The organism is Prevotella sp. AM42-24 (assembly GCF_003461825.1).
Lineage (GTDB): Bacteria > Bacteroidota > Bacteroidia > Bacteroidales > Bacteroidaceae > Prevotella > Prevotella hominis.
Genome location: NZ_QTXV01000020.1, coordinates 1 through 12,584 on the forward strand (window position 1 = coordinate 1; position 12,584 = coordinate 12,584).

Sequence of the window (12,584 nt, forward strand, 5' to 3'; positions counted from 1 at the left end):
TTAACCATCCTAAAGGTGACAACTTTTTCACGTATAAGACAGAAAGCGGTTGTCATGAACGTAATACGATGAAAAGTTCGTGTAAAAAATGCAAGTGTACGATGAAAGTTCGTGTAAAAAAGTGTTGAAAACATTTGAAAGTTCGTGTAAAAAAGTGTATCTTTGCAACCGGCAGAGCTGTTTAAACATCATAACAGCAAGTTATTAACATCATTAACAACTTCAAAATGTATGTAAGGATGAAAAGAACGATCATAGAACAATTAAAAGCATGGAAAGAGAGCCTTTACAGAAAGCCCTTAATCTTATCAGGAGCAAGACAAGTAGGCAAGACTTATATCCTCCAGGAGTTTGGAAAACAGGAATATGACCACGTTGCCTACATCAACTGTGATGGAAACTCTGAGATTGCCAACATATTTGCAGAAGATTATGATATGAAGCGAGTCCTAATGGTTATCGGAGCCATTAGCAAACAGCCTATAATCCCTGGCAAAACGCTTATCATTCTGGATGAAATACAAGAACTTCACAAGGGACTTTCCTCGCTGAAGTATTTCTGTGAAAATGCACCAGAATACCATGTGGCTGTAGCAGGTTCACTTTTAGGCGTTGCCATGCACCAAGGAGAATCCGCCCCAGTGGGAAAGGTTGATATCATTCGACTCTACCCTATGTCTTTCGAAGAGTTTCTTATGGCAAAAGACGAAGAACAGTTGCTGAACATATTGAAAAGTAAAGACTGGAAGACCATCACATTACTTCATGATAAACTCATCAAGATATTAAGAGAATATTATTTTGTAGGGGGAATGCCTGAGGCTGTGAAAACTTATCTTGCAACTAACGATGCAAATCTCGTCAGACAGGTTCAGAACAACATTCTCACCATTTATCGTAGTGACATGTCGAAGCATGTCAGCCCAAATGAAGCCACTCGCATCAGCATGGTTTGGCAATCCATCCCTTCCCAGCTTGCCAAGGAAAACAAGAAGTTCATCTATGGAGCGGTGAGAAGCGGAGCACGAGCCAAGGATTTTGAGATGGCAATACAATGGCTGGTGGATGCAGGTCTCACTTATCGCATTTCCCGAGTAAGAGAAGTTGGAATGCCTTTGAAGTTTTACGAAGACCTCAATGCCTTCAAGCTGTTTCTCCTGGATGTCGGTCTCCTGGGTGCGCTGAGCGAGATGGAACCTGCCCAAATGCTCATCTCCAATAAAGCCATGACGGAGAGCAAGGGGGCGTTCACGGAAAACTACGTCCTTACCCAGCTATTATGTCAACAGGACATTTACACCTATTATTATAGTAGGGAAGACGCTCGCTTGGAGATAGACTTCCTTGCCCAGCACCAAGGGGTGATAACTCCGATAGAGGTAAAAGCGGAAGAGAACCTGCGTTCCAAGTCACTTCGCGCCTTCTTTGACGCCCATCCCGACTTGCGAGCCATCCGCTTCTCCATGTCGCCATACAAGGAGCAAGAGTGGATGAAGAATGTCCCATTGTACGGGGTAGAGGAGAGTTTTTAGGAACTCTTCTCACAATACTCCTTGAACTTTGCCTTAGTCATGGCAATACCAATGAGTCTATTAGATAACGCAACAATAACAACAAAATAAAAAAATATGCTACAACGAGACTACATACAGCGGTTGATCCGCGAGTTTATGGCGGCACTCGAAAGAATGCTCGAAAAGAAAGAGGTGGAGGTGAGACGTGAGAAAATTAAGGAACTCTACGACCAATACGTGGGTCCTTACGCCTTCTACAGCATCGCCACCATCGAGGACGTGATGAAGGCAATGGCAGGAATTGCCGACGAGGAGAAGCGACTCTCCAAGATGGACATGCTTGCCGAGCTCTACTATCACGAGGCTGACATGGTGGGACAGCCAGCAAGAGATGAACTGCTGAACAAGGCCTTCATGCTCTTCGATTATGTGGAAGCCCACGGGAATACCTTCTCCATTGAGCGCCGCAACAAAATGGCAGAAATCAAACAGAAAATAGGAGATGCGCTCAAATAAAGAGTGCATCCTCCTTTTATATTTTTAGGATAACAAAAACTAATCATAAAGTTCAATGGTCAAAGCTCAAAGTTCAAAGTCAGTAAACGACATGACGGTAGGCTCGCCCTTGCGAGCCATCATCAAATTTGCTATTCCGCTGATCCTGGGTTACATCCTTCAGCAGATGTACCTCATCATCGATGCCGCCATCGTGGGAAGATGGATTGGCGTGGGAGCACTTGCGGCAGTAGGCGCATCCAGCTCCATCATGTTCCTCATCATGGGTTTCTGCAACGGCTCCTGTGCCGGTTTTGCCATCCCTATCGCCCAGGCTTTCGGCGCCAGGGATTACGCCAAGATGCGGACTTACGTGAGCAACAGCATCCGCATTGCCGTGGTATTTGCCGTGGTCATCACCTTTCTTTCCTGCATCTTCTGCGGAAAGATTCTGCACCTGGTGAATACGCCGAAGGAGGTGTTCGATGATGCCTACATCTTCCTGATGCTGCAGTTTGCGGCGATTCCTTTCACCATTGGCTACAATCTGCTCTCCGGTCAGATCCGTGCCCTGGGCAACTCGAAACAGCCTTTCTATTTCCTCATCACAGCTTCCGTTATCAACATCATTCTAGATGGCATTCTGATTCTCGGTATGGGACTGGGCGTAGAGGGTGCAGGCATTGCCACCTGGCTCTCGCAGGGCATTTCCGTGCTGCTCTGTATCTGGTTTATCAAAAAGAAGATGCAGATTCTGATTCCGAAGGGTGAGGAAAGGAAATTCGACAACAAGAAGGTAAGCATTCTGCTGAACAACGGCGTTCCGATGGGTCTGCAGTTCTCCATTACCGCCATTGGTCTCATCATGCTGCAGAGTGCCAACAACGCTCTGGGAACGGTTTATGTGGCTGCATTTACTGCCTCTATGCGCATCAAATACCTCTTTACCTGCGTTTTCGAGAACATCGGAGTGGCGATGGCTACCTATTGCGGTCAGAACCTAGGAGCCAGGAAGTTGGATAGAATTGGTCAGGGCGTAAGGGCTGCCATCAGGATGATGCTGGTTTATTTTGTCTTCACCTTCCTGCTCATCTATCCGTTTGCCGACGAGATGATGATGCTCTTCGTGGATAAGGGCGAGGCAGAGGTGGTGACTTATGCTGCCCAGTTTATGCGCATAGCCAACTATTTCTATCCTTGTCTAGGCTTGCTCACCATCCTGCGCTACAGTATCCAGGGCTTGGGTTACAGCAACCTCTCGATGATGAGTGGCGTAATGGAAATGATTGCGAGATGCGGTGTGAGTCTCTGGCTGGTGCCTGCCCTGGCATGGACGGGTGTCTGCTTCGGCGATCCTGTGGCGTGGGTTATGGCAGATCTCTTCCTCATTCCCGCCTTCCTGTGGCTTTATAAGCATCTGAAGAAGGAGCAAGTCCGATAGGGTAATTTTGACGTTTTAAAAATTTGCATTAAAAAATATTCTGCTAAGGGTTAGGAAAATGAAAATTCGATTGTAATATAGGCAAAAGAAAAGAAAATAAAGTAATGCAAATAAACAAAGAAACGATAGAACAGCTCTTCCGGCAGCATTATCTGAGGATGTACCAATTGGCCAGGGTACTTCTGAAGGATGATGCAGCCAGCAAGGATGTGGTGAGCGAAGTCTTTGCTGACGTACTCGACGGAAAGACCCAGCTGGGTCTTGATAACGAGACAATAGCCAGCGATTCGCCCTTGCCTTCCACTAACGCCGGGAGCTATCTTCTGGTGTGTGTGCGCCATAAATGCCTCAACCTGTTGAGCCGACAGAAGATGAAAGACCGGGTTCATCATCTCCTGAAAGCCGATACTTCGCCTTCGATAGTTCCCCTGGAAGCGACGATTGCCGAAATAGACAGGGAAACCGAAAAGTACGAGGCAATTCTGGCTTATATGGATGCTGAGCTCACGCCACAAACCCGCAAGGTGCTCGATTTCCGCTTTCGGCAGAAACTGAAATATCGGGAGATTGCTACGGAATTGGGCATCAGCGAAGTGGCCGTTTATAAGCATCTGGCGCAAGGCATCAGAAAATTAAAGCAAAAGTTTAACCCTTAGCAGATTTATTATGGACAAGTTTGAAAAAATACTGGATATCATCGACCATCAGGAGAAGTATTCTGATGAGGAGATTCGTGAAATATTGCAGGATGAGGAATGCCGAAAACTCTATCAGACGATGGTGGAAGTGGATTCTGCCCTCCTTCAGAAGAATTTAAACACTCAGGCTTCTATTTCTCATTCGTCTGATGACGCTCTTTCTTCTAACTCTTCTCTGGGTAACTCTTCTCCTAATATAGATGAGGAATGGGAGAAATTCAGCCAGGAGCATCAACTTCAGGAAGAAGCAACTCATCCTATTGTTCAAGAAGAATCCCATCCTATTGCTCAGGAAGTAGGCGCATCCCATCCTATAACTTCCTGGCGTAAACTGGCAGCATCCATCGCCGGCTTTGTCTTGATTTCGGGTATTGCCTTTGCCGCAATCCATACTTACATCAAGCGCAGCCAGGAACCAATCCTGGTAATCGCAGATACTCATCCGGAAGTCATAAAATCAGATTCCGCAAAGCAGGTAGCAGCAAAGGATTCCCTGACTCATCCGAAACCAGAAAAGCCAGCCATTCACAAGACTTTCGAGAATGTGGCTTTCGAGAAGATGCTTTCTGAAATTGCTTCTTATTATGATTTACAAGTGAAGTTTGAGAATAACGAGGACAAGACCCTCCGCCTCTATTACGAATGGAACAGTCATTCGAGCATAGAGAACATCGTAAAAGAACTGAACCAATTCGAGAATGTAAACATCGAATTGCAACAAAACGAGCTGATTGTAAAATAACAAATAAAAAGCAACATCATTATGAGAAGATTTTCAGCCATCATATTCCTGCTGTGCACGTTCGCCCTGGCGATGAGCGCACAGCACATCCAGCGCAACTATCACGACCGCAGCATGTCTGACGTCCTCATCGACCTCGACAAGGCTTCCAAGCGTTACAAAATCAGCTTCATCTACAACGAACTGGAGGATTTCACAGTTACCCAGAACGTGAAGACAGCCAATATTCCCGATGCCATCCGCAAGGTAATCGGTTTCTATCCGATGCAAATGACCGTGGGCGACAGCCTCATCACGGTAGAATGCATACGCAAGAGCGAGCGCAAGCTGATAGGCAGACTGATAGACAATCACAATCTACCTGTAGAATTCGCCAATATCCAGCTGCTCAACCCGAAGGATTCCTCCTTTCTCTGTGGAGGCGTGAGCAACGCTAACGGCGATTTCGTCATCCCCTGCCAGCAGAAGCAGGCCCTCATGAAGGTTTCTTTTGTAGGCTATAAGACCATTTGCAAGCTGGTACCTATTGCCCGTATCGGAAATGTGAAGATGCAGGCGAATTCATACCTGTTGAAAGGGGTGACCGTTGAAGCCGCAAGGGTTGTAGAAAAAGTAGATAGACAAATCATCTTCCCTACAAAAGAGCAGGTGAAAACGGCTTCCAATGGTTATGATCTGTTGGACAACTTGTCTTTGCCTACCATTATCGTAAATCGAGCAGAACGCAAAGTTCTGTCATTAAAGGGCGGAGATGTGCAAATACGCATCAACGATGTCAAGGCTAGCATGCAAGATGTATTGGCTTTGCAGCCGGATGAAGTTACAAAGGTGGAATTCATCAATGTTCCAGGACTCAAATATGGAGACAGCAATCTGGATGCAGTCATCAACTACCAGGTCCGCCGACGCTATGCCGGTTATGTGGGTGGAGTTTCTACGATGCAAGGCACCAAGGCTGGTTTCAATAATAGCGACGGTTATTTCAAATACAATCTGAAGAAATCGGAATTCAGCATCAACTACAGTTTCTCCTATCGCTCGGTAGAGGAACGAAGCTATGAGAGTCTCGGTACTTATCATCTGCCCACAGGAGAAACTCTACATCGCAATTATTTAGGTTATGATTCTCCGTTCCTATACACCACCAATAATGTACAGTTGGGTTATAATCTTAGTGAGCCAGACAAATATACATTGAATGTACGGTTGAATTTCTACAATCACAACAGTCCTGTGAGAGGCATGAACCAGCTTTATCAGGAAAGCGGCAAGGCAAATCAATATCTGCAAAACAACAGAAAAATGCTGGAGCAGATTCCATCTCTGGACATTTATTATTCGCTCAACATGCCCCATGACCAGAACCTGGCTCTGAACCTGGTGGGTACTTACATCGGCACAGATTACCAGTATCGTATGAGGGAATATACGTTCAACAAATCGCCGGATGAATCTGTAAAGAACGCTCCGCTGACCGATTACAGTTATGATGCAACTGGTAGAAAGCGCTCTCTTATTGGTGAAGGAACATACAGCAAGAACTGGAAACAGATGGCTTTATCGGTGGGTGGACAATATAATATCAGCCACACAGATAACATCTATGTGGGAAGCAGTAATGCTGATACGGAATTGAAGTACAGCAATCTCTATCTTTTCACCCAGCTACAGGGACAGCAGAAGTGGTTCAGTTATCAGGTGGGAGTTGGCGCAACCAGGTCTTCCATCCATCAGGGGGAGAACGGATACAGCAAATGGCTGTTTCGACCACAGGTAACTTTACAGGCAAAGGCTAGCGACCGTCTGAGTTTTAAATGGAGCAGCAAAATCACGTCAGACATCCCAAGCCTTTCCGACTTGAGCGAGTTGCGCCAATATTCCAACAGCTTTGAGGCGCGTGACGGCAATAGCGGTCTGAAGCCATTTACCGGCTACAACAATACCTTGTCGGCTTCCTGGAACATTCCGCTGATGTCTGTGTACCTGGAGGGAAACTGGACGTATTACGACAAGCCTATAGCTACTTCTATCTTGCCCGAAAAGCGGGAGGATGGCTCTTATCTCTTTGTGAGCAAACCTAAGAATCAGAAGAGTCATAATTACAAGCACCTGCTGTTGACTCCTGAAGTTCACCTCATCAAGGATCATCTGGATTTGAACCTCATGTGCGAGTATCAGAATGTCAAGACAAAGGGTTTGGATTATTCCCACGAGTTCAATTACTTCAGTTATGGAGCAGAAATTCGGTACATGACGGGCAATTGGAACATTGGCTATGGTGCCTATAAGGTGGAAAAGAGTTTTTGGGGAGAAAAGACAAACGGCGGAGAGCCAACCTCCAATCTTGCCGTAACCTACAGTTATAAGAACTGGCAGTTTGGCGTTCTCGGATTATTCGTATTCTATCCTCATGGCTGCGTGTATAAGGATGAACTTTTCAACAAGTATGTGCAGCAGAAGAACAAGGTACGCCTTGCAGACCAGGGCAACATGCTTGTCTTTGCTGCCAGCTTCAACTTCAGCCATGGCCGCAGATACCATACAGGCAGCCGTAAACTGAACAATAGCGATAGAGATAATGGTATCAGATAGAATAGTTTTATATTTTCCTGAAATCACAAATAAGCAAAAGGCTGGACTTCCTCACCCAAAGTTCAGCCTTTTTGTCTGTTATCAGAATTCCAGCAGCCATTTCCATAGAGGGATTATCTCTATGCGGCAACCATCCTTCTCTACAATATCCTCCTCGTCCTTTGTCACAACAATCATCCGCTTGACATTCTGGACAGAAGAAAGCTTGATCAGCCCATCTGTCTCCCGCCGGAAAGTATCGGGATCTGCCATAGAGTAGGAAACCTGTATGGCCAATTCTTCTTCCGGAATCACAAAATCTACCTCGGTATTCCTGCTGTTCCAGAAATAGCTGCCGTCACCATATTTCCGCCTGAGTGTGACGGCAACTATGTTTTCCAGCAACGAAGTGTCTGCATCTACAAGAAAAAGATGAAGCAAACCATTGTCCGTAAAATAATACTTGCGGTTGGATTCCTTGTCCTGCAACTTTCCGAACAAATTCTCATACGGCAAAATGAGCCAGGTGTCAGCCATGTAGCCCACATAATCTATCGTGGCATCCGTACTGAGTTTTTTGCCGGTACTGCTCACGATGCTGGCTATTCTGCTGTAAGATAATGGCTGCTTCACGCTTTCCGCCATCTTGCGAATCATTACTCGCAGGGCATAGTCGTTGCGAATCTTATATCGAGCCACCAAATCTCCGAAGAAGATTTTACTGAAGAGATTGCTCATCCACGACCTTGGCTCCTTCATCCCCACAGTCTCTGGCAAACCTCCATGCTGGAAATAGATATTAGAGAGTCTTACAATATCCTTAGCGTAAGCATAGAGGGCATTCTTTGCCTTTACATCAATACCGCCCGCCTTTAGATATTCGGCAAAGGAATAGGGATACACCTCATGTATCATGTACCTGCCACCGAGAGTTGTCGCTATCTCGCTGCTCAACATCTTGGCATTACTACCCGTGATGTAAACCTGATATTTCTGATCTGCTAACCTGCGGGCAAACTTTTCCCATCTTTCTACCAACTGAACCTCGTCAAGGAAGAAGATAGGACGACTGTCATACATTTCTTCATAACAGGTTTTTATCAGGTCAAGGTCGGTCACATCCAAGGAGTCAATACGGTCATCCTCGAAGTTGAAGTACAGGATTTCCTCCCGCTTATGCCCCTGTTCCAGCAGCTGTGCTATGCGCTGATACATCAGATACGATTTTCCTGCGTGTCTCAATCCTACAAACACGTAATTCAGTCCATCCATGAGCTCTACGTCACGATGAACCAGTTCTACCTGAGTAACATAAGCCTGGTACTCAAGTATCAGTAATTTAATCAAATCCTTCGTCATAATTCCCTTTCTTTTTACTGAATCCGGTGCAAAGATACACATTTTATCGTTTATAGACGACAAAAACAATAACTTTTTATCGTTTATAGACGATAAAAACGCATCAATTCTATCGTTTATAGACGACAAGCATCATTTTTCAACGCAATCTACGTGTCTTATACGTGAAAAAGTAGCTTTGGGCTTTCCGTTTTGACCGATGACGATTGGTTCTGTCCGTTATAGAACTACTTGCAAAAAAATTTTTTCTAACTGGGAAAATAAAAAATTCCAGTTAGGAAAATAAAAATCTCTAATTGGGAAAATAATCGGGATGAAAATGGCTCAAAACAGGCAGCTGAGACTCATTTTCTGCTTTTTCCGGCTCTAAATCGGCAGACAATCTCAGTTATCTCGCTTTTGCTTGCATTTTTTAGGAGAAGATATTTTTTTATTTTGATGTATTTCAGCAAGCTTTCTATCTACTTTAAAGCCGAAAACTAAGCAATTTTGAGGGTTTGGGAGACCAGAAAAGAGTATTTTTATAAAGTCTTTGGAATGATTGGCAATTAATTGGAACGCTATGATTTCATTAACTGTCTGATATAGAGCTTTTTAGAGAAAAGAAGCGTTCCAGTTCCAGTTGTTCCAATTAATTTTTCAGCATATCTCTCATACCCCTTTTTTATATATATATATATATATTATATATATAATTAATTAATAATCAATAAGTTATATAATATAAAGAAGTAAAGAAGAAGGACAAGTGAAAGATTCAAACCCACTCAAAATTAATTGGAACAACTGGAACAACTGGAACAACCGGAATAGCAGGAACGCAGCCAACTGGAGCAAGCTAATTGGAACGCAGCCCCCAGGGAAATCTCCTCTTCTCTAAAAGGCATTTCTCACTCCACGACCCAATCCGTGATGTTATGCGTAGCGCTATCAAAATTCACCCCGACCTTGGTTATAGGAAGGCCCGACAAGGCAAAACGCTGGCGATAGTTCTTGAGATTGATCTGCTGCATCGCCACCTGGGCATTCTGGTTAAGTTTCAACTCTATCAGGTAAAGACGAGATTTCGTCATAACCACGATATCAACCCTGCCATTCGGAGTATGTACTTCTACATCTACCATCCAAGCTGTAAGAAGCGAGAATATGACATAGAACATCTGCTGATAATGCCCCTCATAGTCAGTATTGGCACAATATGGAACCGTGCCCAGGAAAGTCTGCAAATACTGCAAGGCCAGTCCCAGGTCTTCCTTATCGAAGGCACGAGCCATATTGCGGGTCGTATTATTGGCATTCTGCGTGTTAGGCGTTACATAGTAAGGAATCAGCGCCTTGGTCAGCCCCAGCCGCACTTCTCTGTTCGGAATCCCCAAAGTATAGGAATCGTAAGCCTCTTCATAATCCTTGATTGTAATATAGCCACTCTGATAGAGCAGAGGCGTAAGAGTTGTCATCGTTTCTGTAGGCGCATCAAAGTCTGAAACGCCCGCTTCCATGGATTCGGCGAAATCGCTGAAGTTGACACCAAACTTCTTCATCATATTGACGAGATAGGTAGGAGTTCCCGTAGAAAACCAGAATGGCTCTACCCGCTTTAGCGAAAGACTGCTGAGCAAACTGAACGGATTGAAGATATCAGGCGATTCTGATGCAAAATGATAGCCGTCATAATAGTCTTTGAGTCGGCTCAGCGTCTCATCCATCGTCCAGTTCTTTGCCTCTGCCAGTTCCTGTATTCCCTCTTTTAACTGGGTAAGCATCTCTTCCTTGGTAATACCACAAATGCCCGCATACTCGGGAAGCATGCTGATATTGGTGATGTTGTTCAACTCGCTGAAGATGCTGAGCTGCGAAAACTTGGTAATGCCCGTGAGGAATACAAAATGCAGCATGGAGTCAGAATCCTTCAAGGGACTGAAAAAATTGCGAAGAATCTGCCGGAGAGCCACCAGCTGGTTTTCCTCGTGCACCACATCCAGGAGGGGCGCATCGTATTCGTCGATGAGAATGACCACCTGCTTGCCGGTTTGCTTATAAACTTGGCTGATGAGATTGAGCAATCTTACATTTGGGTCGGGCGCATCCGTCGTGATTCCCCATTTCTCTTCATGCTGTTTCAGAATAAAGAGAAGATAGCGTACCAGCGCATCCTCCTGCATGTGCTTGCCACCCGACAGATCAAAATGCAAGACAGGGTATTCCACCCAATCCTGTTCCAGCCTTTCCATCTCCAATCCCTTGAAAAGTTCCATCTTTCCTTCGAAGTAGCTTTGCAAGGTAGAGACAAGAAGCGACTTTCCGAATCGACGAGGGCGACTCAGAAAAAGATATTTCTTGCCAGAATGGGTCATCTGATGGATGTAACCGGTCTTGTCAACATAGAGATAATTCTTGGTGATAATCTCCGAGAATGTCTGAATGCCTACAGGATAGAATTTTGCTGCCATAATCTGCACCGTTTTGATTTTTGCACAAAGTTAAGCAAAAATTCTGAGAACAACAAGCAAATCGGAGTTAAAAATACAAGATTGGGATAAAGAAAGAATAAGTTTTCCTTTTGAAAAGGAAACTTATCTGTTTTTTATCTAAAATCTCTTTTCTACTTTAATATATTGTACTACCTTTGTACTATCTAACCAAATCCGATAAATAATTTGCGTTAAAATGCTCAAATCCGAGAAATATGTATGAAACTTGAACTGTTGCTATTCTATTTTTTCATACATTCTCATTGCATCTCGATGCAAGTCGTGTATCTGTTCAGCCAACCATTCTGGTGAGAGGATTCTCAATTGGCTTCCCCGGCTCATTAAATATCCAAAGAAATCTACGGTAGGGCGCATAGTAATTTCAAAATCCATATAGTTGTCGCCTTTTGCGATAGTTTTTTGAGTTGAATGGAGAGGTAAATCTTTTACTCGATACTGTTCGTAATCGTAAGCTCTAAACCTAATTCGTTCAACAGCAGTTCCGTCGCCAATCAGCACTCCGTAATATTCCTTGAAGTAATCTTGAGCGTTGAAGTCTTGAGCTATCTCAAATTTGGTATCTGTTGATTCTATGCTTTTGATTCTGTCAAGTGAGAAAAGGGCATAGTAATCTTTTACTTCTTGGTTTTCTGCTTCTGTATAATGGAAGTGCCCCAATACATACCAACGTTGCTTATGCAATTTTATGCAATATGGCTCGATAGTATAGCTTTTGGCATCTGTATTGCCATACCTCTTGTAAAGAATGGTTATCTTGATGTTTCGTTTCATGGCATCAAGGATTAGTTTGAGGTTTTCGCCTTCATAGGGTACAGTTTCAAGCACGATCCTATCTTGAAGCGATACACATTCGCTAATAATATTATTGGATGCAAGTGTGGCTAACATCCAGTTTTGTATGGAGTCAGACTCTAATGCTTCAGGATTTCCAATAGAATATTTATATCCGTTTTTTCTGTTGCACTCGATATATATGCCAAAAATGTCTTCTATGGCATCTTTGTGTCGATTGAAGGTTGAACGAGCCAATTCTATTCCTTCGCTCATGTCCGTTTCAAGCCATTTCTTTTGAATATCTGCAAAAGAAATAGATTGGGCTTTGTTGATGGTGTTTACCAACCAAATGTATTCTTTGAATTTCGCTTGAGTTCTCATGTTATATACGATTTTATCTACATTAAGTAACGAGATTTTTGCGTTTTTATTGATTTATGATACATTTTTTCTTTTAAAAAAGAACTAGTCCTATGATTTGATACAAGTTTTTCTTAT

9 protein-coding genes are annotated in these 12,584 nt (G+C 43.9%); 6 read left to right on the plus strand and 3 right to left on the minus strand.

Annotated features, from left to right (window positions below):
• Nucleotides 1–239: 239 nt before the first annotated feature.
• From DW917_RS07915 to DW917_RS07940, 6 genes are all read left to right on the plus strand, one after another.
• Complete coding sequence (locus tag DW917_RS07915) at nt 240–1,532, plus strand: ATP-binding protein (protein WP_089543334.1); 1,293 nt, start codon at nt 240–242, stop codon at nt 1,530–1,532.
• Between the two features lie 96 nt (nt 1,533–1,628).
• Nucleotides 1,629–2,030, plus strand: a complete 402-nt coding sequence (locus DW917_RS07920) for a hypothetical protein (RefSeq protein ID WP_118117570.1) — start codon at nt 1,629–1,631, stop codon at nt 2,028–2,030.
• Between the two features lie 55 nt (nt 2,031–2,085).
• On the plus strand, nt 2,086–3,450 hold the full coding sequence (locus DW917_RS07925; protein WP_118117572.1) for an MATE family efflux transporter: 1,365 nt from the start codon (nt 2,086–2,088) through the stop codon (nt 3,448–3,450).
• 104 nt (nt 3,451–3,554) lie between these two features.
• Nucleotides 3,555–4,106 (plus strand): sigma-70 family RNA polymerase sigma factor, encoded by a 552-nt coding sequence (locus DW917_RS07930; RefSeq protein WP_118117574.1) that lies wholly within the window; start codon nt 3,555–3,557, stop codon nt 4,104–4,106.
• A 10-nt stretch (nt 4,107–4,116) separates the two neighbouring features.
• Complete coding sequence (locus tag DW917_RS07935; protein WP_118117576.1) at nt 4,117–4,890, plus strand: DUF4974 domain-containing protein; 774 nt, start codon at nt 4,117–4,119, stop codon at nt 4,888–4,890.
• A 21-nt stretch (nt 4,891–4,911) separates the two neighbouring features.
• Nucleotides 4,912–7,482, plus strand: a complete 2,571-nt coding sequence (locus tag DW917_RS07940) for a TonB-dependent receptor (RefSeq protein WP_147344145.1) — start codon at nt 4,912–4,914, stop codon at nt 7,480–7,482.
• An 81-nt stretch (nt 7,483–7,563) separates the two neighbouring features.
• Here DW917_RS07940 and DW917_RS07945 read toward each other — a convergent pair whose 3' ends face one another.
• The 3 genes from DW917_RS07945 to DW917_RS07955 form a co-directional block, all read right to left on the minus strand.
• Nucleotides 7,564–8,820, minus strand: a complete 1,257-nt coding sequence (locus tag DW917_RS07945; protein ID WP_118117580.1) for an ATP-binding protein — start codon at nt 8,818–8,820, stop codon at nt 7,564–7,566.
• Nucleotides 8,821–9,710: 890 nt separating this feature from the next.
• Nucleotides 9,711–11,270, minus strand: coding sequence for an ATP-binding protein (locus DW917_RS07950; protein ID WP_118117582.1), 1,560 nt, complete (start codon nt 11,268–11,270; stop codon nt 9,711–9,713).
• Nucleotides 11,271–11,528: 258 nt separating this feature from the next.
• Nucleotides 11,529–12,467: a YafY family protein gene (locus DW917_RS07955; protein WP_118117584.1), complete on the minus strand. Its 939-nt coding sequence runs from the start codon at nt 12,465–12,467 to the stop codon at nt 11,529–11,531.
• Nucleotides 12,468–12,584: the final 117 nt, after the last annotated feature.

Coding starts and splice junctions, on each gene's coding strand:
- DW917_RS07915 (WP_089543334.1), top strand. CDS start 240: ATGAAAAGAACGATCATAGAACAATTAAAAGCATGGAAAGAGAGCCTT.
- DW917_RS07920 (WP_118117570.1), top strand. CDS start 1,629: ATGCTACAACGAGACTACATACAGCGGTTGATCCGCGAGTTTATGGCG.
- DW917_RS07925 (WP_118117572.1), top strand. CDS start 2,086: ATGGTCAAAGCTCAAAGTTCAAAGTCAGTAAACGACATGACGGTAGGC.
- DW917_RS07930 (WP_118117574.1), top strand. CDS start 3,555: ATGCAAATAAACAAAGAAACGATAGAACAGCTCTTCCGGCAGCATTAT.
- DW917_RS07935 (WP_118117576.1), top strand. CDS start 4,117: ATGGACAAGTTTGAAAAAATACTGGATATCATCGACCATCAGGAGAAG.
- DW917_RS07940 (WP_147344145.1), top strand. CDS start 4,912: ATGAGAAGATTTTCAGCCATCATATTCCTGCTGTGCACGTTCGCCCTG.
- DW917_RS07945 (WP_118117580.1), bottom strand. CDS start 8,820: ATGACGAAGGATTTGATTAAATTACTGATACTTGAGTACCAGGCTTAT.
- DW917_RS07950 (WP_118117582.1), bottom strand. CDS start 11,270: ATGGCAGCAAAATTCTATCCTGTAGGCATTCAGACATTCTCGGAGATT.
- DW917_RS07955 (WP_118117584.1), bottom strand. CDS start 12,467: ATGAGAACTCAAGCGAAATTCAAAGAATACATTTGGTTGGTAAACACC.